The organism is Cobetia sp. L2A1 (genome assembly GCF_009796845.1).
GTDB lineage: Bacteria > Pseudomonadota > Gammaproteobacteria > Pseudomonadales > Halomonadaceae > Cobetia.
In genome coordinates this window covers 727951-754866 of sequence record NZ_CP047025.1, presented here as the reverse complement: position 1 = coordinate 754866, position 26916 = coordinate 727951, and the positions used below count along the sequence as shown (strand labels likewise).

Below are 26916 nucleotides of genomic sequence, written 5' to 3'. Positions count from 1 at the left end.
CTGGCAGGCTGACGCTATCACTCTCACAAAGGCTCTCATGTCTTTTCAATACTGCGTCAGCAACGGCAACGCTATGCCCGCTGGTCAGCAGCCGTTATGCTGGAATGATGGACATCACGACATCCATTTTTCTGATCCGGCCCCCGCTGGCGGGTTACTCTGTAGACTCCGACCGCTGACCGCGAGGTTGCATGCACGCTTCGACTGCCGCTGAACATACGCCCCGTGAGACGCCACACGCGAAAGCACAGATGGGTACCTTGCAGGATGCCCCGACCGATGCCACGCGGAGTGCATCAGGCACTGCTGCCTGTCGCGCGTCGACAACGGCTCGCAGACCGCTCAGTTACCCCGCTATCGCATCCCATCGGCTCAAGGGTACGCTGCTGGTCGGGCTGATGCTGGGGCTTGCCGGTTGTCAGTCAGTGAGCACTTCGACGCCCTTCGCCAACCAGCCAGATCCACTGGACTCTGCGCCAGCCATACAGAAGGGACTGGATGCCGATAGCCTCAATCAGCTACTGAGTGCAGAACTTGCCGGTCAGCGTGGTGACTATCCCCGCGCCGCCGATGGGTATCTGGCGGCCAGTCGTCGCTTCGATGATCCGGAGCTGGCCCGCCGCGCAGTGCTGGCCGCACGCTACGCCGATAACCCCGCGCTGCTGGAACGTGCCGCTGAACGCTGGCAACAGCTGGATGATACTGCCAGCGAGCCCAGCATCATCCGCGCACGATTGGCGATGGAACGCGGTGACTGGATGACAGCGCTGGAGCAGCGACTCGTCGTGGAAGCCAGTGGTGGCAATGGCAATCTGGCAACCCTGATGGAACAGGCCATTGATGCCGGTGCCGATCTCGAACCACTGTTGTCGCTACTGACCAGGCATATTACGCAGTATCCCACCCAACCGATGCCAAAGATCGCGGCTGCCCTGCTGGACGCTAGTCTCGGCAATGAATCATCTGCCCGAGCTCGACTCTCACGCTTGGAAGCCTCTCATGCAGATCTTCCGGAGCTATGGTTGGCACGCAGTGAAATTGAACGTGATGCCGGGCACCTGAACGCCTCACGTCAGGCGGCGACCCGTGGGCTGGACATCGCACCCGATGACAGTCGCTTGGTATTGAGTGCCGCACAGACCGAGCTCGCCAGTGGTGACATGCCTTCCGCTCGCGAGCGCATCGACACACTCGTGACTCGCCATCCCAACGCACCGCGCTTACGCATGGCGCTGGCTAGCCTGTTCCTGGATGCCGATGCTCCTCAGGATGCCCATCGCCTGCTACTGCCGCTACTGGAAGAAGACCCCGTCCCGGATGCAGCCTTTGCCATGCTCGGCCTGGCTGCCGAAGCCAGCGGCGAGATCGACAACGCCATCCTTTACTACCGACAGGTGCCGGATGGTGAGCGCTATATCTCGAGCCGCGCACGTGCTGCCCAGCTACTGGCTGAGCATGATCGCATCGACGAGGCACGTCAGTTCCTGGCGGTGGAGCGTCTACGTCATCCACGTCACGCCATGACACTGCTCAGCTTCGAAATTGACTTGCTCGACACTCATGAGGCCTTCGCTGACGCTGATACCCTGCTCGACAGCAGTATCAGTACACGCCGCAAGGCACTCACCAAGGCGGTTGCCAGCAAGGATAACGACGCACGCAATGCTGTCGGCAGTGAGCTAGGCAGCCTGCTGTTCCTGCGCGGCATTCGCCGCCTCGAGGATAGCCAGCTTGAAGGTATGGAGAGTGATCTACGCGAAGTGATCGCGCTGGAACCAGACAATGCCAGCGCCTACAACGCCTTGGGTTATACCCTGCTGGTCGAAACTGATCGCCGTGACGAAGCACTGACATTGATTGAACGAGCGCATGAACTGTCGCCGGATGACTCGGCCATTCTCGATAGCCTCGGTTGGGGCTACTACCTGACCGGCGATAACGAGCGTGCACTTTCACCGCTGGAGGCCGCCTGGGCCCAGCAACAGGACGCCGAGATTGGCGCTCATCTCATCGAGGTGCTGTGGTCACTGGATCGTCAGGACGAGGCGCGAAGCCTGTCCGTCGAATTAAGCGAACGCTTCGAGGAGGCCACCGAACTGGAAGCACTGTTCCAGCGTATTCCGGCCTTGCGCCCTGTAGTCGATGCGCCCTGACGTACGCTGACGATCCGGCTCCTGCTGTCGTAAACTGACTGCCGTGTTAACTGACTGCCGCGTTAACTGCGCGGCACTTTCTGCAGGGTCACGAGTCCATTGTCCTGATTGCTTTTACCATCGCTCAACGTGTGACCACTCTCAACTCCCTCGCCATCTGGAAGGTTTCTGCGTCATGACGACCTCTTCACTGTCTGTATCCAATGCTTCATTACCTTTCGCACGCCGTCTGCTGACCTCCATCTTGTTAGCCATGACACTGGTGCTGAGCGGCTGCGCCAGTCAGATGGCTAGCGATAATGCCGGTGACCTGACCCGTAGTGATGGTGATTGGCAGCAACAAGCGACATCCCTTGAAGCACTGACACATTGGCAGCTGGCCGGCAAGGTCGGTATCCGCACACCAGATGAAGGCCACAGCGCCAATCTTGACTGGCAGCAGGATGGCGACGATTACCGCATGCTGATCACGGGTCCGCTGGGGGCAGGCCGTACTACCGTGACGCGTGACGCTGACGGTGTCCGCCTCAACTCTTCAGATGGTGACTTTGAGGCTCCCGATGCCGAAAGCCTGATGCTGCAGCAGCTGGGGTGGTCATTGCCGTTAGGCGCGCTGAATGACTGGGTGCGCGGCTTGCCGAGTAAAGGTGCCCACCAGCTGGAGGAAGATGCACAAGGCTTCCCCGCCACGTTGCATCAAGACGGATGGAAAGTGAGCTACCAGGACTGGACGCGTGCTGAAGGCATGTGGCTGCCGCGCAAACTCAAGCTCTACTATGGCGACCTGACCGCGACGCTGATCGTCAATCAGTGGCAGGCCCTGTAAGTCACAAGCTCTAGCTCCATCGCTCAAGCACCATTATCTCACTCACATCAGCCGGCCTATCATCAAAAGACGGCCGACCTGCTCACAGGCCGGCCGTCTTTTTGATAGCCTCTGATGCCAACATTGCACAATGCGCCCGATACCTGACAGGACCGCCCCGCCGTGACCCACTCGACTCTCTCCGCCCTCAGCCTACCGGCACCTGCCAAGCTGAACCGCATGCTGCACATTACCGGGCAGCGCGCCGATGGCTATCACGAGCTACAAACCCTGTTCCAGTTTCTCGATCACGGCGATACCTTGCACTTTCAGTTGCGTGACGATGACGCCATCACTCTGACGCCTGCCATTGATGGCGTGCCCGAGGAAACCAATCTGATCGTACGTGCGGCACGGCGACTGCGTGAAGCCGCAGTGGCACAAGACAAGATGGCGGTATCAGCACTGCCTGGCGTCGATATCCGACTAGAGAAAATACTGCCGATGGGCGGCGGCCTCGGGGGTGGTAGTAGCGATGCCGCCACAACACTCTTGGCACTCGACCGCCTATGGAAGCTATCGCTAGGCGAAGACGCTCTAGCCGAACTAGGCCTTGAGCTGGGAGCCGATGTGCCTGTCTTCGTGCGTGGCTTTGCTGCCTGGGCTGAGGGCGTTGGCGAGAAGCTGTCGCCCGCTACGCTTGATACCCCATGGTTTGTGGTTATTCACCCCGGAATCGAGGTCTCAACCCCTGCCGTATTCGGCCACCCGCAATTGACACGTTCCAGCCCCGCTATTAGTATGGCGCGCGCACTGCAGGGGGGCCGAAACGACTGCGAAGTCGTCGTAAGCACTTTGTACCCGGCAGTCGCCGACGCTCTGAACTGGCTGAATCATTTCGGCACCGCCAGACTGACGGGCACCGGCGCCTGTGTGTTCTGTGCGTTTGATGACGCACGACAGGCCAGCAAGGTGCTGGGCAAACTCGCATGCGAGCGCCCAATGTGGCACACCTTCCTGGCACGCGGTTGCAACATCTCCCCTCTACATGCTGCTCTGGCTCAGGCCTGAGCACAGCAAATGGTTGAAGTGAACGTTGCTGGGGTATCGCCAAGTGGTAAGGCACCGGTTTCTGATACCGACATTCCCAGGTTCAAATCCTGGTACCCCAGCCAATCCTGGCCGTTCCCGGTCAACCCGGAATTCTCCACTCCCGAGATCCCACAAGACTCCAAAGGTGGCTGCGCGTGTCTAAACTGATGGTATTCGCGGGGAATGCCAATCCCGCTCTCGCCCGCAAGGTAGCTGAAGCCCTCGATACCCGCCTGGGCCATGCAACCGTCGGTCAATTCAGCGATGGCGAGATTGCGGTAGAAATCAACGAAAACGTTCGCGGCAAGGACGTCTTCATCATGCAGTCCACCTGCGCACCGACCAACGACAACCTGATGGAGCTGATCCTGATGGTGGACGCGTTGCGTCGTGCGTCAGCGGCGCGCATCACTGCGGTCGTACCGTACTTCGGTTACGCCCGCCAGGATCGTCGCGTGCGCTCTGCTCGCGTACCGATCTCGGCGAAGGTGGTCGCGGACATGATGGTCAAGGCTGGCGTGAATCGCGTCATGACCATGGACCTGCATGCCGACCAGATTCAGGGCTTCTTCGATGTGCCAGTAGACAACGTCTACGGCTCACCGATTCTGCTCGACGACATCGAACGTCAGAACTATGACAATCTGATCGTCGTCTCCCCTGATGTGGGCGGTGTCGTACGTGCCCGTGCCATCGCCAAGCAGCTCAACTGCGAGCTGGCGATCATCGACAAGCGTCGTCCCCAGGCCAACCAGGCCCAGGTGATGAACATCATCGGTGATATCAAGGGCCGCACCTGCGTACTGGTCGATGACATGATCGATACCGCTGGCACGCTGTGCAAGGCAGGCGAAGCGCTCAAGGATCACGGCGCTGATCGCGTTGTGGCCTATGCGTCACACGCCATCCTGTCCGGCCCGGCCGTCGACAACATCACCAACTCCGTGCTGGACGAAGTGGTCGTTGCCGATACCATTCCACTGTCCGACGCCGCTCGTCGCTCAGGCAAGATTCGCCAGCTCACCGTGGCAGGTCTGATCGCCGAAGCAATCCGTCGCGTCAGCAATGAAGAATCCGTCAGCGCCATGTTCCACTAAGACCCACTCGGCGAACATGTTTCGCCAGTGATTCGGAAGATGACACTGACAGCAGTAGAAGATCCGTCTTCTGCTGACAAGCGGCCGACTCGAACATCTTCGAGTCGGCCTCATGAGTCCGGCAGCGCTCTGGTCGCGGGGGTTGCCGGATTCTCATTGACCCTTGAGGTATGTGTAAAATGAAACTGTTCAAACTGAATGCTGAAGTTCGTAAAGACCTGGGGAAAGGTGCGAGCCGCCGCCTGCGTCATACGAACGACTTCGTGCCGGGCATCATCTACGGTGCTGACAAAGCTCCGACACCGATCATGATCGACAAGCCGAGCCTGTACAAAGCTGTTGATGACGAGGCGTTCTACTCCTCCATCATCACGCTGAATGTTGCTGGCCTGGAAGAGAAAGTCGTCATTCGTGACCTGCAGCGTCACCCGTTCAAGCCGCTGCTGATTCACATCGATTTCCTGCGCATCGATCTGACCCAGAAACTGACCATGAATGTGCCGCTGCACATCACTGGCCAGGAAGCCTGTGTCGGCGTCAATGACCAGGACGGCGTACTGCACGTCATGGCGACTGACATCGAAATCAGCTGCCTGCCGTCTGCACTGCCGGAATACCTGGAGCTGGACGTGTCCGCACTGGAAGTCGGCCACACTCTGCACCTGTCTGACATCACTCTGCCGGAAGGCGCTGAGTCTGTTGCGCTTTCCCACGGTGCTGATCACGACGCCGCAGTGGTCAATGTGACTCGTCCGAACATCGCCGCTGCTGAAGAAGACGAAGCTGCCGGTGAAGGCGAAGAAGCTGCTGCAGAATAACGCAGCCTTCTAAATCAAGGAGCCAGATAACGCATGTCACAGGTGAAAGCGATCATCGGCCTCGGTAACCCGGGGAACGAATACGAAGACACCCGTCACAATGCTGGCGTCTGGCTCCTTGATGCCCTTGCGCGCCACGGTCACACCACGTTGCGTCCGGAACGCAAGTTCCATGGCCAATACGCGAAGCTTGTCTTCGCCGGCCAGGATCTGCATTTGCTGTTCCCATCGACGTTCATGAATCGCAGCGGTCAGGCCGTGGCCGCATTGTGCAACTTCTACAAGCTTGCCCCGGATGAACTGCTCGTCGCTCACGATGAGCTGGACATCGAACCCGGCACCGCACGCTACAAGCAGGGTGGTGGTCATGGCGGCCACAATGGGCTACGCGACATCATCAGTGCACTAGGCAATGATAAATCATTCCATCGTGCCCGCATCGGTATCGGTCATCCCGGCAATGCCAATCTGGTGACCAATTTCGTACTCGGCCGCCCCGGCAAGGCAGAACGTCAATCCATTGACGCTGCTATCGACGAAATTGTCATGACTCTGCCTGAAGCCATCAATGGTGAGTGGGCACGTGCCATGAACCGCCTGCATTCCTTCAAGCCTTAGCTCAACCGTCCAGCGCAAAGCCCAGTCGATGCACAGCATCAGCGACTGCGTGACGAGTGCAGACGTGAGATCAGCGACACCCCCTCGAATTCAGATGACATGCCTCTGTGCGCGTTATCTATCGCAGTACCGCTATTGCAGTAACATCGCAGCATCCCCTATCGCAGCACCTCTTTTTTCATCATTTGTCGCTCCACATGCGCCCAATGGATGACCTAAGCGGCATGAGGCCTTACACTTCCCGCCTAGTTAAATCGTGCCTGTCAGTCGGTTTCCCAGCAGCGTTTGCGCCTCGTAGATAATGGCCAGCCGGTTGAGACAACTGACAGCGACACCCTCATTCGATACGTCACACCAGGATCTAGCGCCATGGGTTTCAATTGCGGCATCGTCGGCCTCCCGAACGTCGGCAAGTCCACTCTCTTCAATGCACTGACCAAGTCAGGCATCGACGCCGAGAACTTCCCTTTCTGCACCATCGAGCCGAACACCGGTATCGTGCCGATGCCGGATCCGCGCCTGGCTGCACTGGCCGCGATCGTCAAGCCTGAGAAGGTGCTGCCGACGACCATGGAATTCGTGGATATCGCAGGCCTTGTCGCCGGCGCATCGAAAGGTGAAGGCCTGGGCAACAAGTTCCTCGCCAATATCCGCGAGACCGATGCCATCGCGCACGTGGTTCGCTGCTTCGAAGACGAGAACGTCATCCATGTTGCCAACCATGTCGATCCGGCTGCCGATATCGAAACGATCAATATCGAGCTGGCACTGGCTGATCTCGATAGCGTCGAGCGCAGCATTCAGCGCCTGGCACGTGTCGCCAAGGGCGGCGACAAGGAAGCCATTGTCACCAAGGCTGTACTGGAGCGTATCCAGCCGCACCTGGCCGAAGGTCAGCCGCTGCGTAGCTTTGGCCTGACCGAGGATGATCTCAAGGCGCTCAGAGGCTTCGGCTTCCTGACCCTCAAGCCGACCATGTATATCGCCAACGTCAGTGAAGAAGGGTTTGAGAACAATCCCTACCTCGATATCGTGCGCGAGATTGCGGCTACTGAAGGCGCAAGCGTGGTGCCGGTATGCAACAAGATCGAAGCTGAAATCTCCGAGCTTGATGAAGAAGAGCGCGAGATGTTCCTCAGCGAACTGGGTATGGAAGAGCCGGGGCTGGATCGCGTGATACGCGCCGGCTATGAGCTGCTCGGCTTGCAGACCTACTTCACCGCGGGTGTGAAGGAAGTTCGTGCATGGACCATCAAGATTGGGGCAACGGCACCGGAAGGCGCTGGTGTCATCCACACCGACTTCCAGAAAGGCTTCATTCGTGCCGAAGTCGTCGCCTATGACGATTTTATCGCCTACACCGGTGAGCAGGGCGCCAAGGATGCTGGCAAGTGGCGTCTGGAAGGCAAGGACTACATCCTCAAGGATGGCGACGTGGTGCACTACCGCTTCAATGTCTGAGTCTTGTCTCATGCATGAAGCCCACGCGTGAACCGACTGATAGGCAGTGATCACCCGATGATCATCGGGTGATCTGGCAAACGCCCCTGATTTCTTACGAGATCAGGGGCGTTTTGCGTCTTCATGAGACTCAGCCTCTCAGTGCATCAGTCCTCAAACGTCAGACGCAAGCTCCAACCACTGCGCCGCCTGACGTGCCAGGTTGTCAGCAAGTGATTGCGCGATGCGAGAGCGCCCCTCCTTGCGCCGCCACACCGCACTAAGCATCAGCTCACCTGCCGCTGGCAAAGGGCGCGCCATCAGCCCTTGTGTCGCGCTGGCGGTATATGCCGTCAACGCGTCGACAACCGCAAGGCCCTCCCCCGCCTGCACCAAGGCCGCTGCCAGTGGGTATGTCTGTACGCGCGTGATGATATGTGCCGGATTATCACGCAGGTGCTGCTCTGCGCTCGCCAATAGACTATCAAGATGCCTGGCCAATGGATCATGTACTCCCAATGCAACCAGGCGCACGCCCGCCAATGCTGATAATGGCAAGGCCATATTGTGGCAATCCCGCGTCCAGTAGCCTTCAGGAGCCAGTACCATCAGCGGCATCCTCAAGAGCGTACGCGTTGCCAGCGCCGGGTGCATGGGTGGGCTAAGCGTAAAGCCGAGCTCTGCTTCATGCAGCAGCAAGGCATCGACGATTTCTCGCGTATGCTGAGTCGCCAGCTCACACCTAACCTGCGCATGACGACGACGCCATTGCCCTAACGCTTGTGGTAGCAGCTGTTGAGCAATCGCGGGCGTGGTAACCACCTTGAGCGCTTGCTCCTCGCCACACCGCAAACCAACCGCTAGCCGCTTTACCTCGTCCAGCTGCCCTAGCATCCCCTGGCTCGCCGTCTCCATCTGGCGAGCCGCCTCAGTGGGGTACAGCTGCCCTGCGCTACGCGTGAACAACACGATGCCCCATTGCCGCTCAATCTGCTGCAAGGCCTTGCTCGCCGCTGGCTGGGAGATATGTAGCAGCCGTGCGGCACCCGTGACACTGCCCGCCTGCAACACAGCATGAAATATCTCGAGATCTCTGAGTCGCATTCTGCCTTCCCGTCACGCTTCAGTAGCCAGTGCTGAATATCCTCTGGATAGGCAGCATACGCGAGTCATGGCGACGAGCGACATGCGCCACTGCACCCTCGCAGCCATAACCCAAGGTTATGCCATATCGACAGGCTTTCATTCGCCCTGCTCTTGTTCAACAGGCATGCTCAGACGATCTTCTATCAGGAGCCTGCCATGCAGCGTCATGTCACTATCATCGGCGGCGGCGTCATCGGCCTTACCAGTGCATACGCACTCATCCGCGCCGGCCACAACGTCACACTCATCGATGCTCATGCTGAGGTTGCCAGCGAAACCAGTCATGCCAATGGCGGCCAGCTCAGCTATCGCTATGTGGCACCATTGGCAGACAGTGGCGTGCCCTTACAGGCCATCAAGTGGTTACTGGCCGGCAGCGAGGCCCCACTCAGAGTACGTCCACAACTCGACCTTGCACAGTGGCGCTGGGCTGCACAATTCCTGGCGGCCTGTCATCGTCGTCAGCATCAACTAAGTGCCGCACAGCTTTTGTCACTGGCACACCACAGCCAGAAGATACTGACACAGTGGCGCGAGCAAGATGGGCTGACAGACTTCGCTTGGCGAAAGACCGGCAAACTGGTCATTCATCGCGATCAGCAGGCACTCGACAAGGCCATCGCTACGCGAATAGCCCCTGATGAACAGCAGCCACTCAGTGCCCAACAATGTGTGTCATTGGAGCCCGCACTTGCCACACAGACATCAATACTCGCTGGTGGCATTTTCAGTGCCTCGGATGAAACAGCTGACTGCCGAGCCTTCTGCCAGGCACTGGAGCGTCAACTCACCCATTCCGGTCGTTACACGCGTCTCGCAAGCACCCGGGTGGCACCCCTTGCGATGGAGAATCAGCGCATTCAGCATCTTGAGCTCACCCATATCGATGGCAGTCGTGAGCGCCTGGAAGTGGATGAAGTCATATTGGCAGCAGGCAATCACAGCGCAGCATTAGTCCGTACACTCGACATTCAGTTGCCTATCCAGCCACTGAAGGGATACAGCCTCACCTTGCCGCTCTCACAAGAGGCTATCGCACCGCGTATCAGTGTCACTGACGCTGCTCGCAAGGTGGTCTATGCACACCTCGAATACGGCGATACTCCTCAGTTACGCATCGCCGCAATGGTGGATATCGGCAGCCGCGAACGTGATCTATTCTCCCCTGCTATCGAACAAGACCGGATTGCTGCACTCCGTCGCATTGCCAGCGATACCTTTCCCGAGGCAGGTAATTTTGCCGATGCAACGCCATGGGCAGGGCTGCGCCCTAGCACCCCCAAGGGGCCGCCGCTCATCGGACGCACTCATCATGCGAGTATCCGCGGAGTGAAGCCCCGACATGATGCACCAGATAATCTATGGCTGAATACCGGCCATGGCAGCCTTGGTTTCACGCTAGCCTGCGCCAGTGCCGATCTTGTCGCGCACGCAATTTCAGGCGATGAGCTACCCGAAAATCTCAAGACACATATCGGTGGCTATCGGTAATCTCAGCCTGTTTCTTGACAGCGTTACAGGCTATCCGTATTATTCGCCCCCGTTGGACGGCTACATAGCTCAGCTGGTTAGAGCACATCACTCATAATGATGGGGTCCCCTGTTCGAATCAGGGTGTAGCCACCAACCAAGATTACGAAAGGCCCTGACTGGTAACAGTCAGGGCCTTTTTCGTTGGCGACACAGGATAGACATTGCACTATTGCTTACGCGCCAACTGAAAAAGGCAGCCCTGCGGCTGCCTTTTTGCATCATGCTGCCAGCACATCATGACTCATGCATGCAATACCAATCATGTCACGGCCAAGACCTCATCAGTCCAACAACTCGCGATTACAGAACGCCACCAGCACCTTGATCAGCAGAGCAACATCCCGACTGCCTGCCGTTTCACGAATCGAGTGCATCCCCCACTGCGGCAGGCCGACATCCAATGTCGGCACACCCACTTCGCTGGCAGTAATCGGCCCAATCGTACTGCCACAGCCCATATCGGCACGGCTGACGAAGGTCTGCACCGGTACGTCTTGCTCACGACACAACTCACGGAACAGACTGGCCGTCACGCTGTTGGTAGCATAACGCTGGTTGGCATTGACCTTGATCACCGGCCCGGCATTCAACTTCGGACCATGACCCGCGTCATGCTTGTCGGCAAAATTGGGATGCACGGCATGCGCATTGTCGCAAGAAATCATCAATGAGCGCTGCACGAGGCACTGATAGCCTTCTTCGTTGTCCAAACCCGCGTAGTGATTTATGCGCTTGAGCACATCGGCCAGGAAAGGCCCCTGCGCGCCACAGGCACTGGCGCTGCCAACTTCTTCGTGGTCTGTCGCGACGAACAAGGCTCCCTGCTCACCATCAGCCTCGAGCAATGCTTCAAGCCCCACGAAGCAGGACAGCAGGTTATCGAGTCGTGCACTGGTGATCAGCTCACCACGCAGGCCCGACTGCGCTGCCGGCTGCAGATCATGTAGCCCAAGCTCGAAATCAATGACGTCGGCAACACGCACGCCGTACTGCTCCTCAAGGAGCTCGATCAGCAATGCGTGAAAAACATCAGCTGGGGTACTGCTGCCTTCAGGCAGCTGCATGACCACTGCTGACATCTGTGTCTGGGCATTGATGGCACGCCCGCTGTTAACATCACGGTCAAGATGGATGGCCAGGCTTGGTACACAAGCCACAGGGCGCGCCACGGTCAATAGCAGACTTTCTCGCTTGCCATCCTGATGACGCACCTGTATGCGACCTGCCAAGCCGAGGTCACGATCAAACCAGGTACTCAGCAGTACGCCGCCATAGGTCTCGACACCGAGCGTCAACCAGCCTTGACTGGCTTGAGCCGGATTGGGCTTTAGTCGCAAACAGGGTGAATCCGTATGCGCGCCTATCATCCGTAATGAGGTTAGCGGCGTATGACTCTCAGGAAGCCGAAAGGCAATCAGTGAAGAGTCGTTACGCGTGACATACCCACGCTCACCCGCTTCCAGCTGCCAGCTCGAAGTTTCGTCAAGGCGTCGATAGCCCTCCTGCTCAAGACGCTGTGCCATGGTAGCCGTAGCATGCCAAGGTGTCGGCGAGGCTGAAAGGAAGTTGAGTAGCGCTGGAACACGGGAATCTGCAATCGCATGAGTCATGATGGCGTCAAGTCCTCGAAGATGAATGCAAGGCACTGTATAAGAAGAGACACGCTAGAAAAAAGCCTCAGGCCATCCATCTTGCGAGGTGATGGCCAGCGAGCAGATTCTACTTAGGCTGTCGACCGAAGCGCTGTGGCTACGACACCCCCTGCGCCGACGCGACATGCCACAAGACCCGCGTATCAACGGCAGGCAACTGTGCCTGACGCGGGAGACTGCTACAATGCCCGCTCGACTGCCCTGCGGGGTGGTCGTTCAGGGAGCAGAGTGTACATGAATCGGGAGTGCTTCATTGATGAGCCTGTTCGTAAACGTCCGGCGCACGGCATTTATTGCCCTGTGCCTTGCTTTGGCTGGCCCTGCCAGTGCCGCGGTCACACCTACTGACGCCGATGCACAGGCTGCTCGCGAAGTTGCCGAGTCATTGCGCTATGGGCATTACGAAGATGTGACGCTGGATGATCACTGGGCCAACCAAGCTTTCGCCCAGTACCTGAAGACCCTCGATCCACAGAAAGCCTATCTGCTCGACACTGATATCAGTGAGTTCAGCGATTTGCGTCGTGATTTTGACGACGCCATGGTCGATGGCAACCTGGAGCGAGTCTATGCGCTATATGACCGCTATCAGCAGCGCCTTACCTCACGCCTGAAATGGCTGGTAAAGACGCTGGATGCACATCCGAAATTTGATTTCGAAAAGGATGACCGCCTGGCGCTGGATCGCAAGGACAGCCCGTGGGCCGATAGCGAAAATGACCTCGACACGCTATGGCGCAAGCGTCTCAAGAATGCCTGGCTCTCAATGTCGCTCTCTGACAAGACTGACGAAGATATCGGCAAGACGCTGAGCGAGCGCTACAGCAATCAGCTCAATCGCATAGAGCAGACCAATGACGAAGATATTCTGACGCTGATCATGCATGCCGTTACTGGCAGCATTGATCCGCACAGCGAATACTTCTCGCCGCGCCAAGGGGAATCCTTCGACATCCAGATGAAGTTGTCGCTGGATGGCATCGGTGCGCTACTTCAGTCGGAAGGCGAGTACGTCAAGGTGTCCAGCCTGGTACCTGGCGGCCCTGCCGAGAAGGATGGTGAGCTCAAGCCAGCGGATCGCATCGTGGCCGTCGGCCAGGAAGATGATGAATGGACCAACGTCGTAGGCATGCGCCTGGACGAAGTGGTCGATCTGATCCGTGGCCCCAAGGGCTCCATCGTGCGCCTTGAGGTCATCCCGGCTCAGTCACTGGATGTCACCAAGACACGTGAAGTGGACATCACTCGTGACACCGTCAAGCTTGAAGATCAGGCAGCCAACGCCAAGGTCATCGATGTCAAACGCGAAGATGGCATGCACAAGATCGGCGTGATTCACGTACCCGCCTTCTATGTCGACTTCGATGCCTGGCAGGCCGGTGAAGACGACTACCGCAGCACGACTCGTGATGTGGCGCGCCTGATCGACGAACTCAAGGCCAAGAAGGTCGAAGGTATCGTACTGGACCTGCGTAACAATGGCGGCGGTGCACTGCAGGAGGCCAACTCGATGATCGGCCTGTTCATCGATCGCGGCCCCACCGTGCAGGTACGTGACGCACGCGGACGCATCAGTCTGTATGGCGATACCGAAGCTGGCACGCACTACGATGGCCCGCTGACCGTACTGGTCAATCGTCTTTCCGCTTCAGCATCCGAGATCTTTGCCGGTGCTATCCAGGACTACGGACGCGGCCTGATCATTGGCAGCCAGACTTTCGGCAAGGGGACCGTACAGACCATCTCGTCGCTGACACAGGGTGAGATCAAGCTGACACGCGCCAAGTTCTACCGTATTTCCGGTGACTCCACTCAGAACAAGGGCGTCAAGCCGGATATCGACTTCCCAAGTGTCATTGACCCGAAGGAAATCGGTGAATCCAGCCTCGACTACGCCTTACCTTGGGACCAGGTACGTCCGGTGAAATATCGCCGCCACGGAGATCCCGCACGCTATCTGGCAGCACTACGTGCCCGCCACGAAAGCCGCGCCGAGCAAGAACCGAACTTCTCCTACCTGCAGAGTGAAGTTTCACTGTCCAGAACGTTGCGCGCCCAACAGACGAGCATCAGCCTCAATCGCGAGCAGCGCAAGCGTGAAATGGACGCACAGGAAGCCGAACAGCTAGCACTGGAAAACAAGCGCCGCCGTGCACTGGGCCTCAAGGAACTGAAAAGCTTTGCAGAGCTGGATGCTGCCAGCGATCACGTTTCTGCCGCTGATAGTGACCCGCAAAAGACTCCTGAAATCGATGATGCCATCGAAGACAAGGAAGCCAAGGATCCTATTGACCAGGCGCAACTTCAAGAGAGTGCAGAGATCTTGCTCGACTATGCCCACCTGAACGGCGACAAGTAATACACCACTTCATTGCTTTTGAAGATCAAGGCCCCTGCCCTCCATGAGCGCAGGGGCCCTTTTCGTCAATTCGTTAAAAACAGATAGAGATAAAAATAGCGATAGGCGATCGAGAGCCATGCCCTGAGAGAAGGAAGACGCTCACGATGAAATACTGCAAGCGAGATGCCAGCAATGATAGCCACAAAAGACAGGGAGACGTCGAACGACAGATAAATGACACACAAGGGTTCAAGCGGACAAGGAATCTCGAATCTACAGGAGATCTTCAGGAAGCAGCAGAGCCAAGCAAAGCATGTCGACGAAGAAGGGGAAAGATAGAAAGTGTGATATTGGCTCCTCGAACAGGACTCGAACCTGTGACCCAATGATTAACAGTCATTTGCTCTACCAACTGAGCTATCGAGGAACATAAAATATCAGGCAGCATCATAGCTGATACTGTTACTGACGATGAAGAGATTCATCGTTCAGCGTAATTTCCGGCATTGGCAGGTAGCCTTGGATTGGCTCCTCGAACAGGACTCGAACCTGTGACCCAATGATTAACAGTCATTTGCTCTACCAACTGAGCTATCGAGGAACGACCGGAAATCCTTCTGTCATCGACATCGTCATTTCTGACGCTATCTGCATGACATTTCAAGCATGCGCTATTGGCTCCTCGAACAGGACTCGAACCTGTGACCCAATGATTAACAGTCATTTGCTCTACCAACTGAGCTATCGAGGAACAACCTTAAGCACGCGACGAATTATACGGAAATACTCAATGGCGTCAACCACCTTCAGCCATTCAGACTGCCGTAGAACCCACCTAATTCATCCTTTCGAATTCACACCCAAAAGCACGAAAAGCGACTTTTTGATGTGACAAGGCCCGCACGTATGCAGGCCTTGGAATCACTGGTGGCTACACCCTGATTTGAACAGGGGACCCCATCATTATGAGTGATGTGCTCTAACCAGCTGAGCTATGTAGCCACACGACGGAGCGTATATTGCAGGTCAGGCTGCTGAATTGCAAGCAGTTTTTATCAAAAACCCTGACATTCATCCGCCATGCTCTCTCTCACGACATGCTCACCGTATATCGGAAAGCTTAAAGCCCAAGTGACGTTTTCACTGCTGCAAGACCCGGCTTGCCATCAACAGTATTCACACCTTCCAGCCAGGCCTCCAGTACCTGCGAATGGTCCTTGAGCCAACTGGATGCAGCCTCATCAGGATCAGCCCCCTCATCCATAATGTCGCCCATGATCTGATTCTCCATCTCGAGCGTGAACTCAAGATTGGCCAGCAGGGCACCTACGTTACTGCACTCAGTGCTATAGCTCGCCCGGGTATTGGTATAGACAGTCGCCCCACCAAGGTTCGGGCCGAAATAGTCATCAGCACCCTTTAGATATCCCATGTCAAAACGCGTATTCATGGGATGCGGCTCCCAACCGAGGAAGACGATCCATTCCTTGGCAGAAATCTTTGCTTTCACCTCAGCCAGCATGCCGGCCTCGGAGGAATCAATCATCTCGAATTTGCTCATGCCGAAGGCATCATCATCAATCATGTCAGAAATGATCATGTTACCATCATTGCCAGCTTCGATGCCGTAGATACGCCCATCGAACTTATCAATATTCTTGACGAGATCTGCCACTGACGTTACGCCCGCATCCAGTACATACTGCGGCACGGCGAGGGTATATTTGGCGCCTTCAAGGTTGGCGCGCGGACGCTCGACCTGCCCTTTCTCGATATAAGGATCGCTAATAGAAGCCATCGATGGCATCCAGTTACCAAGGAAGACATCAAAGTCGCCATTCTTCATCCCGGCATAGGCGATCGGTACAGAGATGGTGTCAGAAGTGGTCTCGTAGCCCAGCCCCTCAAGCACGCTGCGCGTGAGCGCTGTGGTCGCTGTGATATCTGACCAGCCAACCTCAGCGAAACGTACCGTACGACACTCTTCCGAAACGTCTGCTTGCGCCTGTGGCACCAATAGCAATCCCGTCGCCAAGCCTACCGGCAACGCTGCAATGCTCAATAATGCTTTCATACCTACCCCTTGTCTTGTTTTTCGATTTTTATTCGGCATCCATACACCCTGCACGAGGCATCACCTTGCACAGGCCACCATGATGCATACTTCACGATATTCTGGCAGTGCTATACAGCGTCCTACCTGACATCATGTGTTCTACTACACCCCACTTTCAATAACTATTTATTATGCAACTTGACGCGCATCTCAGCAGCTATTACAATTTTTGTTAATTGAACGTTCAATAAAATATTTTGAAGCGATGCACCCTGCGGCCTCAGCAATGAAGAGGCGCTAGAGCAGAATGCACGTTGCTCTCAGCAAAGCGGTAATCATCACGTACCCTAGTATCATTACGTGATCACCCCCGATATGCCACTTGATAAGGAGCAAACTGATGCCGAAAGTGGGAATGGAGCCCATCCGCCGCCGCCAATTGATCCTGGCCACCATGCAGGCTATCGATGAGGCTGGCTTGGCTGATGCGACCGTGGTGCGTATTGCACGCCACGCGGGGGTTTCTGCTGGCATCATCAGCCACTATTTCGGCGGCAAGGATGGCTTGATGGAAGCCACCATGCGTCAGATCCTGACCGACCTGCGCAGTGCTGTCAGCGAACGCCGCGCCAGCCTGGCCAGCGATGATGTGCGCAGTCACCTGCACGCTGTGATCGACGGCAACTTCGATCGCAGCCAGGTCAGTCGGGCCGTCTCCAAGACCTGGCTGGCATTCTGGGCCTCCAGCATGCATCGCATTCCACTTGAACGCCTACAGAAGGTCAACGATCGCAGGCTAGTGTCCAATCTGTCAGCACTGTTCCGACGCGTCATGCTACGTGAAGCAGCGCGCGATGCAGCAGCAGGACTCGCCGCATTGATTGACGGCCTTTGGCTGCGCGGTGCATTGGCACCGGATGGCCTTGATGTCGAGCGCGCGCGACGCCTGGCCTATGAATATGTCGAGTATCAGCTAACGCTTCACGCGAGCACCTCGATGATGGCCGAGTCGGCAAGTACACCTGATTCCCGCGCCTGCCGCCAAACCGCAAGCGAACGCTTGATCAATGCCTAGCACTGCCGTCATGACTACCAGCCCCCAATAAAACACCTATCCCCATTTCCCTGAATCCTGCAGGAGCGCAAGCATGGCTAACGACAACACTAGCTTCCCGACCCAGACCCTTTATATCGATGGCCGTCGAGTAGACGCCTCTTCCAGCGAGACCTTCGAAACCGTCAATCCGGCGACTGGCGACGTCATTGCCAACGTACAGCAAGCCAGCGGCGCTGATGTCGATACCGCCGTCGCCAGTGCACTAAAAGGCCAAAAAATCTGGGCCGCAATGACTGGCATGGAGCGCTCACGCATCATGCGTCGCGCCGTTGACCTGCTACGCGAACGTAACGACGAGCTAGCGCTACTCGAAACACTCGACACTGGCAAGCCGTTGTCCGAGACCGAAGTCGTCGATATCGTCACTGGTGCTGATGCACTCGAATACTATGCAGGCCTTGCGCCAGCAATCGAGGGTACTCAAGTGCCACTGCGCACCGAAGCCTTTGTTTATACCCGCAAGGAACCGCTGGGCGTCATTGGCGCTATCGGCGCCTGGAACTACCCGATCCAGATCGCCTGCTGGAAGGCAGCGCCGGCGCTGGCAGCAGGCAACGCCATGGTCTTCAAGCCCAGCGAAGTCACCCCGTTGACCGCGCTGAAGCTGGCTGAGATCTTCACCGAAGCGGGTCTGCCGAACGGTGTATTCAACGTCGTGCAAGGCGATGCTCGCGTCGGCGTGATGCTGACCGAGCATCCGGATATCGCCAAGATTTCCTTCACGGGTGAAGCGGGGACTGGCAAGAAAGTCATGTCTGCCTCTGCCTCGTCAAGTCTCAAGGAAGTCACCATGGAGCTGGGCGGCAAGTCCCCGCTGCTGGTATTCGCGGACTCCGACCTCGATCGCGCTGCCGATGGCGCCATGATGGCCAACTTCTACAGCTCCGGCCAGGTGTGCACCAACGGTACTCGCGTGTTCGTCGAGTCAAGCGTCAAGGATGCGTTCGAGGCCAAGATTGTTGAGCGTGTGGCACGCATCAAGGCGGGTGACCCTCAGGATCGCACCACCACCTTCGGTCCGCTGGTCAGCTTCGAGCACCTCGACAAGGTCGTGTCCTATCTTGAGATCGGCCGTCAGGACGGTGCCCGTCTGATCGCCGGTGGCGAACGCATGACCGAAGGCCAGTTCGCCAAAGGCGCCTGGGTAGCCCCGACCGTCTTTACCGATTGCAGCGATGACATGCGCATCGTCAAGGAAGAGATCTTCGGCCCAGTAATGGCCATTCTATCCTTCGATAGTGAAGAAGAAGTCATCCGTCGCGCCAACGACACCACCTACGGCCTGGCTGCAGGCCTGTTCACCGAGAGCCTGAATCGCGCTCACCGCGTGATTCATCAGCTTGAAGCGGGCATCTGCTGGGTCAACACCTGGGGTGAATCCCCATCCGAAATGCCGGTCGGTGGTTACAAGCAGTCCGGTATTGGCCGTGAGAATGGCGTCGAGACGCTTGCGCACTACACTCAAACCAAGTCCGTTCTGATTGAGATGGGCCCGTTCGAGTCTGCCTTCTAATTCGTATTACCCAGGCTTGCAAGGCCTCGACCAGACGCACACCGAACGCCCCTGGTCATTTCTAATCGTCATATCCGCCTGACGCCGGACAACAACGCGCCAGAAGCCCTACCCGCCGGCATGTCGATCACTCGTCATGCCGGTTCGTACTGCACGCCTATATTCCACGTGACAGCGCCTCCTACCTCAATTGGGCACGCTACAACGCGGCGCTGACAGTACGCGAATTTCAATGTGTCGTCTTCTCGCCCCTGGTGACAGCCCTGCCTGTCATGTAGGACCCCGACGGCGATTCATGACCGACACACCTAGCCCCCCGACAATCTGACGCACCTGCTACACGGGACATGCTCGGTCTCGTGAGTCTTGTGACGAGATCACATCAATCTTGCAAGTCTCGCGAGCCAGTCGGTGTCCCGTGAAGTTTCATAACAGAAACGCAGAATGCCAGAGGAGAACACATGCGCCATTTCGATCGTGAATACGACTACGTCATCATCGGTGCAGGTAGCGCCGGCAACGTGCTGGCCACCCGCCTGAGTGAAGATGCTGATGTCAGCGTGCTACTGCTGGAAGCTGGTGGTCCGGATTATCGCTTCGACTTCCGCACCCAGATGCCGGCAGCCTTGGCCTTCCCTCTACAGGGCCAGCGCTACAACTGGGACTTCCGTACCGATCCCGAGCCGCACATGAATAATCGCCGCATGGAATGTGGCCGCGGCAAGGGCCTGGGTGGTTCCTCACTGATCAATGGCATGTGCTATATCCGCGGCAATGCGTTGGATTATGACAACTGGGCCAAGGATCCAATTCTGGCCGACTGGAACTATCGTCAGTGTCTACCCTACTTCCGCAAGTGTGAGACACGTGATATCGGCGCGAACGATTATCACGGTGGAGAGGGTCCGGTGTCGGTGACGACACCCAAGAAAGGCAACAACGAGCTGTATCATGCCTTTATCGCTGCGGGTATCGAGGCGGGCTATCCGGCAACAGAAGACGTCAACGGCTACCAGCAGGAAGGCTTCGGCCCGATGGATCGCTTCGTCACCAAGAATGGTCGTCGTGCTTCCACCGCCCGCGGCTATCTGGATACTGCCAGGAGGCGCCCCAACGTCACTATCGAGACGCGCGCGACGACTGACGTCATCCTCTTCGAGGACAAGACGGCTGTCGGCGTGAAATACGAGCGTAAAGGTCAGGATCATCGTATTGGCGCGCGCAAGGAAGTACTGCTGTGTGGAGGCGCTATCGCTTCGCCACAGATTCTGCAGCGCTCCGGTATCGGTAACCGTGAACGCCTCGAGCCGCTAGGCGTGAAGATGGTGCATCACCTACCGGGGGTTGGCGAGAACCTGCAGGATCACCTGGAGCTCTACATTCAGTACGAGTGCAAGAAGCCAATCTCACTGTATCCGTCACTCAAGTGGTACAACCAGCCGCCCATCGGACTGGAATGGATGCTCAAGGGCACCGGTATTGGCGCCAGCAATCAATTTGAAGCTGCTGGATTCATTCGCAGCGACAGCAGTGAAGCGTGGCCGAACCTGCAGTACCACTTCTTGCCGATCGCGATCAGCTACAACGGCAAGAGTGCAGTGCAGGGCCATGGCTTCCAGACACATGTCGGCTCCATGCGGTCCCAGAGTCGAGGGCGCGTCAGCCTGACGTCACTGGACCCCAAGGCCGCACCGTCGATTTTCTTCAATTACATGGCCGAAGAACGTGATTGGCAGGAATTCCGCGCCGCTATCCGCCTGACCCGTGAAATCGTCGCGCAACCGGCGATGGACGACTATCGTGGCAAAGAGCTGGCACCGGGTGTGCAGGCACAGACCGATGCAGAGCTCGACGAGTACGTACGCAACCACGCAGAAACTGCCTACCACCCATGTGGCAGCTGCCGAATGGGCAGTGACGAGACCTCCGTCGTTGACGGCGCTGGCCGCGTGCATGGCATCGAAAACCTGCGCGTCGTGGATGCCTCACTATTCCCGATCATCCCGACAGGCAATCTCAATGCGCCGACGATCATGCTGGCCGAAAAAATGGCTGACAAGATTCGGGGTCAAGAGCCACTGCCAGCCTCCGAGGCAGACTATTTCGTGATCGAGCCAGGCACCCCAGCCAAGCAGCCATCAAAGCGTCAGATCGATTCTGCTCCGACCAGCAGCTGATGCACGCAAGTGTCCATGACTGATCGATAACCAAAGGCCTCGCATCGCGGGGCCTTTTTTGTATCTGCGCCTCCAGAATACTCTTGTGTGGATACCGACAATATTCATCACATGACATTGATCTTCGACCTTGGGCGCACTGGCAGGAAGACGAGACATGAGGTACGCTGAAAACAATTCAAACAACTGTTCTAAACGCATGCCTGCTATGCTCTACTCAGGCTACGAGACTTTTTGATCGTCGCTGATCGATAGCCACACATGCTGAACAGCGCCATTTCCTTTCGCCATCCCTCGGAGGTCCTGCCATGACGCAGCTCATCCTTATCCTTGTCGCGCTAGCCGGTCTATTGACTGTCATGGCGCGTGAAGCCGGCGCAATCGCCGCTATCGGCGTACTCGCCCTCACCGGCTTGATTGGTCTCGGTGTAAATGCACCGGTACTTGGCAGCCTGTTATTGATCGCAGCAGCAATAGTGGCCGTGTGTGGTCTACCGGCACTGCGCACCAAGTGGCTTAGCCCGCGCCTGTTCACCATGTTCAAGAAGGTCTCACCCAAGGTTTCCGCAACCGAAAAGGTCGCTCTGGAAGCCGGTACCGTGTTCTGGGACGCCGAACTGTTCTCTGGCAAGCCGCAGTGGGACATCCTCACTGCCCAGCGCAATGAAGGCATTTCCAGCGAAGAACAGGCCTTTATCGATCACCAGTGCTCAGTCGCCTGTGGCATGACCAATAGCTGGGAAATTGCCCGTGAGCGTGCAGATCTCCCCAACGAGCTATGGGAGTTCCTCAAGCGCGAAAAATTCTTCGGCATGATCATTCCCAAGCAATATGGCGGCCTCGGCTTCTCGGCCAAGGCGCAGTCACTGGTGCTGCAGAAGTTGTCGGTCAACGAAACGCTGATGGTCACCGTGGGCGTCCCTAACTCGCTCGGCCCGGGCGAGCTACTGCTCAAGTATGGTAGCGAAGAACAGAAGGACTATTACCTGCCGCGCCTGGCGGATGGTCGTGAGATCCCCTGCTTTGGCCTGACTGGCCCGCGTGCCGGCAGTGACGCGACCTCCATCCCTGACACCGGCATCGTGTGTCGCGGCATGCACGATGGCGAAGAAGTGGTTGGTATCCGCCTCAACTTCGAGAAGCGCTGGATCACACTGGCACCAGTCGCCACCGTGGTTGGCCTGGCCTTCCGCATGTTTGACCCTGAGCATCTTCTCAGCGACGTGGAAGATATCGGCATCACCTGTGCGCTGATCCCGCGTGACACCGATGGCATGGACATCGGTCGTCGCCATCACCCGATTGGCGCGCCGTTCATGAATGGCCCGATCTTCGGCACCGACGTCTTCATCCCGCTCAGCTATCTGATTGGCGGCCAGGAGATGGCCGGTCAGGGCTGGAAGATGCTGGTCGAGTGCCTGTCCGTCGGACGCTGCATCACGCTGCCGTCAGGCTCTGCCGGCATCTCGCGGTATGCACTGGGCTGGAGTGCTGGCTTCGCGCGTATTCGTCGCCAGTTCAACCTGCCGGTCGCCGAGATGGAAGGCGTGCAGGAGCCGCTGGCCCGCATGGCCGCGATGAACTACATCAGCCAGGCCGCGGTACTGCATACTGCCAACATGATCGACAATGGCCACAAGCCGGCCGTGCCCTCCGCCATCCTCAAGAGCCAGCTGACCGAAATGGCCCGCTCGCTACTGGCGGACGGCATGGATATCCACGGTGGCCGTGGCGTGACGCTGGGTCCGCGTAATTACATGGGCATTGCCTACGCCGGAACACCTGTCTCCATCACGGTGGAAGGCGCCAACATCATGACCCGCAACCTGATGATCTTCGGTCAGGGCGCCATTCGCTGTCATCCGTATGTCCTGGAAGAGCTGGCTGCCAAGGATGCTGATGATCTGAGTGCCTTCGACCACGCTTTCTTCAGCCATGCCGGCCTGATCTTCGGTAACGCCGCACGCGCCTTTACGCAAAGCTTCGGTATCGGTGGCAAGGCTAGTGGCTTCGATGCGATCGCTACCCCTTACGCACGACACATCAATCGCTTCAGCGCTGCTTTCTCACTGTCTGCTGATGCCGCCATGGCGAGTCTCGGTGCCAGTCTCAAAGCGCGCGAGATGCTCTCCGCTCGCCTGGGCGATGTACTCTCCAATCTGTACCTGGCATCACTGACGCTCAAACAGTGGCACGAGACGGACGCCACTGAGCACGAAGAGGCGCTGTTCCACTACAGCATGCAGTGGCTGCTGCACCGTGCAGAGACTGCGCTGGATGCGCTGTTTGCCAACCTGCCCAACCGAGCACTCGGCACAGCCCTGCGCGTCATCACGCTACCGCGCGGCCGTCAGTTCGCCATGCCGAAGGATATTCTGACTCGCGAGATCGCACGTGCTGTCTCCACTGACAGTGCACTGCGCACCAAGCTGACATCCAATACCTGGGATGTGCAGGACGAAGGCCAGCAAGACAATGCACTGGCTCGCTACAATGCCCTGCTCAAGGACTACCCGCGTGCAGAGCCGATCTACAAGACGTTGGCCAAGGCGTATCACAAGGGCGAGATTCCGGCTGATGCCCTGTCCCCGGAAGAGCGCATCGAAGCTGCCGTCGAGGCTGGCATTCTGTCCGGTGAAGATGGCAACTTCATGCGTGTATTCGAAGCTGAGGTGCTCGATATGCTGACCGTCGATCACTTTGACTTCGATGCCTTCATACGCAAGCCAATGGCTACCGAAGCTACTGATTCCGGTGATCAGCAGGACGCCGCCTGATCACGGCATTGGCATCGCACGCCAGAAGTGCACGCTAGACACCTACGTTGGAAACCACAAAGGCCCCGCTCATTGAGCGGGGCCTTTGTGTTGGCGGACATCAGTGGTAACGAACCCAATTCCTGACGAGCCTCAAACGTGACGAGCAAAGTGCTCAAGGTCACGTACAAAGGCATTCTTATATGTCTCGAAGTCCTTCGGGCGCGCCTTGAAGGTACGCTTGATTCGTTCGCGATCAAGACGCAACGGAGCATCAAGGGCTGAGAGTTTCCCCACCCGCGCTGCTGGATTCATGCCGACAAGCTCACGCGGACGATCACCCTCTGCTTCCGCTTCCAGCCAGTCATTGATGCCCGCGCGACGCAGCACACTGACCAGCGCGCTATCGGTAAGGCGCACCTGCAGACGGCCGTGATCAGACAGCTGCGAAACTAGCGCGATACCGTGATCGTGGCCGCGATGCACTGGCGGTGTTGCCCACAGAGCGAGATTCAGGCCGCGAGCGTTCTCGTCGAGCACCAACAGGGCGACAGAGTGGATGCGTTCGCCGCTATCCACCAGCGCAAACAGGCGGGCATTCTCGTTCTCGAACCAGACGCCACGAACACCGGCGTAACTCACCAGTGCATCCAGGCCACCTTCACGCCCATGTACCTCGGCACACAGCATCGCGAGACACGCATCACGCCGGGCACCGGCACTCACTTCAACCACTTTCATCGGATTCTCCGCCACAGGCATTTTCAGCGCGCAAGCCTAGCACACTCATCTGGTGATGGCTTACAGGCCCACTTATCTACTGCTTATCAGTGACGCATCAGTGACCGAAAACCCTCTCGACAGGTACGGAAAGACGTCCGATTCACACGCACACGCCAACACCCACATACACTCGAACGAACATCAACTTGTCACAAAGTTGTAAGGATAGCGCTTTAAAGTCGTCTACGCTTTTCGGACGATCATTAAAAGAACAAAAAAATGTTCACTTGATCGCTCGCCATTGATCGTCAGCCGCCAGTACCTTCCATCCCATTGCGAAAACTGGCCAGGGAACCTTTCAGGAGTTCGACCATGCGCCGCCCGACTCATCAAGCAACCCTCAGCAATCGCGCGACTCGCCGCCTCGTCAGTCTGGCCATGGCAGCTGGCTTTGCCGCTGCCTCTACCAGTGCACTCGCTGCCACCGAAATTGAATGGTGGCATGCCATGGGCGGTGGACTAGGCAAAAAAGTTGACGAGATCGCTGCCGACTTCAACAAGAGCCAAGATGAATTTATCGTCAAGCCAGTCTTCAAGGGCAACTACTCCGAGACCATGACCTCCGCGATTGCTGCCTTCCGTGCCGGCAAAGGCCCGGATATCGTGCAGATCTTCGAAGTGGGTACCGCGACCATGATGAGCGCCAAGGGCGCGATCTTGCCGGTCTACCAGCTGATGGATGAGTATGCTCCTGAACAGGGGGCAGCCTTCGATCCTAAAGCCTATCTCTCTGCTGTTACCGGTTACTACACCGACACTGACGGCCAGATGCTGTCGATGCCCTTCAATTCCTCTACGCCGGTGACCTATTACAACAAGGATATGCTTGCCAAGGCGGGCGTAGAGTCCGTTCCCGAGACATGGCAAGAGCTGGGTGTCGCGCTGAAGAAAGTTGTCGACTCCGGTGCGGCTACCTGCGGCCTGACCACTACCTGGCCGTCCTGGGTGATGCTGGAAAACTTCTCGGCGCGCAACAACATCCCCTTCGCCAGCCAGGCCAATGGCTTCGCTGGTATCGATACGCGTCTTGAATTCAACAAGACCGCAGTGGTCGACCACATCCAGCGGCTCGACGACTGGCAAGCGGACAAGCGCTTCGTATTCGGTGGTCGATTCGATGATGCTGCGCCCAAGTTCTACTCTGGTGAATGCGCCATGATGATGGCCTCTTCCGCCAGCTATGCCGGCGTCAAGGAAAGCGCCAAGGGCTTCGAGTTCGGCGTTGCGCCGTTACCTTACGACAGCGACGTGATCGATACCCCGCAGAACTCCATCATCGGTGGCGCGTCACTGTGGGTGCTTTCCGGCCACAGTGACGAGGAATACAAGGGTGTCGCCAAGTTTTTCCAGTACCTCTCCAAACCGGAAGTCCAGGCTGACTGGCACCAGTTCACAGGCTACCTGCCGATCACTACCGCTGCGGCTGATCTGACGCGCGAGCAAGGCTTCTACGCCAAGAACCCGGGCACCGATGTGGCCATCACCCAGATGACCAATGCAACGCCGACAGAGAATTCCAAAGGCCTGCGTCTGGGTAACATGGTCCAGATCCGCGACATCATCAACGAAGAACTCGAGAAGATCTTTGCCGGCAAGGAAGACGTGCAGAGCGGCCTCGATAACGCCGTCAAGCGGGGCGACTCGCTGCTAGAGAAATTTGAGCGTACCAACGGCTGATAATGCTCACGTGCCACGGGCGGACTGCATCTGCAGTTCGCCCTTCACTGTGGCAGGGAGCGGAAAGTGCACATCCGAAGCAGGTGCCCTTTCCCTTCTCTTGGTGCTTTCTTTCCAGAATTTGGACCGTCTACACGATGCC

18 protein-coding genes and 6 tRNA genes are annotated in these 26916 nt (G+C 57.4%); 16 read left to right on the top strand and 8 right to left on the bottom strand.

Annotated elements, in window-relative coordinates:
* Nucleotides 1-191 precede the first annotated feature (191 nt).
* The 8 genes from GQR90_RS03250 to ychF all read left to right on the top strand — a co-directional run bounded on the left by GQR90_RS03250 (nt 192) and on the right by ychF (nt 8044).
* Nucleotides 192-2153 (top strand): tetratricopeptide repeat protein, encoded by a 1962-nt coding sequence (locus tag GQR90_RS03250; protein WP_158772858.1) that lies wholly within the window; start codon nt 192-194, stop codon nt 2151-2153.
* A gap of 175 nt (nt 2154-2328) precedes the next feature.
* Nucleotides 2329-2979 carry a lipoprotein insertase outer membrane protein LolB gene (gene lolB, locus GQR90_RS03245; protein ID WP_158772857.1) on the top strand — a complete coding sequence of 217 codons (651 nt, stop codon included), beginning with the start codon at nt 2329-2331 and terminating at the stop codon, nt 2977-2979.
* A 162-nt stretch (nt 2980-3141) separates the two neighbouring features.
* Nucleotides 3142-4029: a 4-(cytidine 5'-diphospho)-2-C-methyl-D-erythritol kinase gene (gene ispE, locus GQR90_RS03240; protein ID WP_267902042.1), complete on the top strand. Its 888-nt coding sequence runs from the start codon at nt 3142-3144 to the stop codon at nt 4027-4029.
* A 29-nt stretch (nt 4030-4058) separates the two neighbouring features.
* Nucleotides 4059-4133, top strand: a tRNA-Gln gene (locus GQR90_RS03235).
* A gap of 72 nt (nt 4134-4205) precedes the next feature.
* Nucleotides 4206-5147, top strand: a complete 942-nt coding sequence (locus GQR90_RS03230; RefSeq protein WP_199269467.1) for a ribose-phosphate pyrophosphokinase — start codon at nt 4206-4208, stop codon at nt 5145-5147.
* Nucleotides 5148-5326: 179 nt separating this feature from the next.
* Complete coding sequence (locus tag GQR90_RS03225; protein ID WP_158772856.1) at nt 5327-5965, top strand: 50S ribosomal protein L25/general stress protein Ctc; 639 nt, start codon at nt 5327-5329, stop codon at nt 5963-5965.
* 33 nt (nt 5966-5998) lie between these two features.
* Complete coding sequence (gene pth, locus GQR90_RS03220) at nt 5999-6583, top strand: aminoacyl-tRNA hydrolase (protein ID WP_158772855.1); 585 nt, start codon at nt 5999-6001, stop codon at nt 6581-6583.
* Between the two features lie 369 nt (nt 6584-6952).
* Nucleotides 6953-8044, top strand: a complete 1092-nt coding sequence (gene ychF, locus GQR90_RS03215; protein WP_158772854.1) for a redox-regulated ATPase YchF — start codon at nt 6953-6955, stop codon at nt 8042-8044.
* Between the two features lie 153 nt (nt 8045-8197).
* Here the strand turns inward: ychF and GQR90_RS03210 are convergent, their stop codons facing one another.
* Nucleotides 8198-9127, bottom strand: coding sequence for a LysR family transcriptional regulator (locus GQR90_RS03210; RefSeq protein WP_158772853.1), 930 nt, complete (start codon nt 9125-9127; stop codon nt 8198-8200).
* Nucleotides 9128-9280: 153 nt separating this feature from the next.
* On the opposite strand from GQR90_RS03210, the gene GQR90_RS03200 reads away from it, so the two are divergent.
* Together GQR90_RS03200 and GQR90_RS03195 are read left to right on the top strand one after the other, a co-directional pair.
* Nucleotides 9281-10660, top strand: a complete 1380-nt coding sequence (locus tag GQR90_RS03200) for a D-amino acid dehydrogenase (RefSeq protein WP_267902041.1) — start codon at nt 9281-9283, stop codon at nt 10658-10660.
* A 58-nt stretch (nt 10661-10718) separates the two neighbouring features.
* A tRNA-Met gene (locus GQR90_RS03195) sits at nt 10719-10795 on the top strand.
* Between the two features lie 188 nt (nt 10796-10983).
* Here the strand turns inward: GQR90_RS03195 and GQR90_RS03190 are convergent.
* On the bottom strand, nt 10984-12312 hold the full coding sequence (locus GQR90_RS03190; RefSeq protein WP_158772850.1) for a M18 family aminopeptidase: 1329 nt from the start codon (nt 12310-12312) through the stop codon (nt 10984-10986).
* Nucleotides 12313-12610: 298 nt separating this feature from the next.
* Here GQR90_RS03190 and GQR90_RS03185 point away from each other — a divergent pair, with 298 nt between their 5' ends.
* Nucleotides 12611-14713 (top strand): carboxy terminal-processing peptidase, encoded by a 2103-nt coding sequence (locus GQR90_RS03185; RefSeq protein ID WP_158772849.1) that lies wholly within the window; start codon nt 12611-12613, stop codon nt 14711-14713.
* Nucleotides 14714-15046: 333 nt separating this feature from the next.
* Here the strand turns inward: GQR90_RS03185 and GQR90_RS03180 are convergent.
* The 5 genes from GQR90_RS03180 to GQR90_RS03160 form a co-directional block, all read right to left on the bottom strand.
* A tRNA-Asn gene (locus tag GQR90_RS03180) sits at nt 15047-15122 on the bottom strand.
* Between the two features lie 98 nt (nt 15123-15220).
* Nucleotides 15221-15296, bottom strand: a tRNA-Asn gene (locus GQR90_RS03175).
* Nucleotides 15297-15370: 74 nt separating this feature from the next.
* A tRNA-Asn gene (locus GQR90_RS03170) sits at nt 15371-15446 on the bottom strand.
* Between the two features lie 174 nt (nt 15447-15620).
* Nucleotides 15621-15697 (bottom strand) — tRNA-Met (locus tag GQR90_RS03165).
* A gap of 118 nt (nt 15698-15815) precedes the next feature.
* The gene (locus GQR90_RS03160) at nt 15816-16769 is read right to left on the bottom strand and encodes a choline ABC transporter substrate-binding protein (RefSeq protein WP_158772848.1); all 954 of its coding nucleotides are present in this window, start codon (nt 16767-16769) and stop codon (nt 15816-15818) included.
* A 382-nt stretch (nt 16770-17151) separates the two neighbouring features.
* Between GQR90_RS03160 and betI the strand changes: the two genes are divergently transcribed.
* The 4 genes from betI to GQR90_RS03140 all read left to right on the top strand — a co-directional run bounded on the left by betI (nt 17152) and on the right by GQR90_RS03140 (nt 24335).
* Entirely contained in the window at nt 17152-17826 is a 675-nt protein-coding gene (betI, locus tag GQR90_RS03155) for a transcriptional regulator BetI (protein WP_199269466.1), read from the top strand.
* 73 nt (nt 17827-17899) lie between these two features.
* A complete protein-coding gene (betB, locus tag GQR90_RS03150) occupies nt 17900-19381 on the top strand; it encodes a betaine-aldehyde dehydrogenase (RefSeq protein WP_158772847.1) in 1482 nt (493 codons plus the stop codon).
* Between the two features lie 461 nt (nt 19382-19842).
* Nucleotides 19843-21558 (top strand): choline dehydrogenase, encoded by a 1716-nt coding sequence (gene betA, locus GQR90_RS03145; RefSeq protein ID WP_158772846.1) that lies wholly within the window; start codon nt 19843-19845, stop codon nt 21556-21558.
* Nucleotides 21559-21866: 308 nt separating this feature from the next.
* Entirely contained in the window at nt 21867-24335 is a 2469-nt protein-coding gene (locus tag GQR90_RS03140; RefSeq protein ID WP_158772845.1) for an acyl-CoA dehydrogenase, read from the top strand.
* A gap of 132 nt (nt 24336-24467) precedes the next feature.
* On the opposite strand, the gene GQR90_RS03135 is transcribed toward GQR90_RS03140, so the two are convergent.
* Nucleotides 24468-25055: a hypothetical protein gene (locus GQR90_RS03135; protein WP_158772844.1), complete on the bottom strand. Its 588-nt coding sequence runs from the start codon at nt 25053-25055 to the stop codon at nt 24468-24470.
* 354 nt (nt 25056-25409) lie between these two features.
* Here GQR90_RS03135 and ugpB point away from each other — a divergent pair, with 354 nt between their 5' ends.
* Entirely contained in the window at nt 25410-26774 is a 1365-nt protein-coding gene (gene ugpB, locus GQR90_RS03130; RefSeq protein WP_158772843.1) for a sn-glycerol-3-phosphate ABC transporter substrate-binding protein UgpB, read from the top strand.
* The last annotated feature ends 142 nt before the right edge of the window (nt 26775-26916 follow it).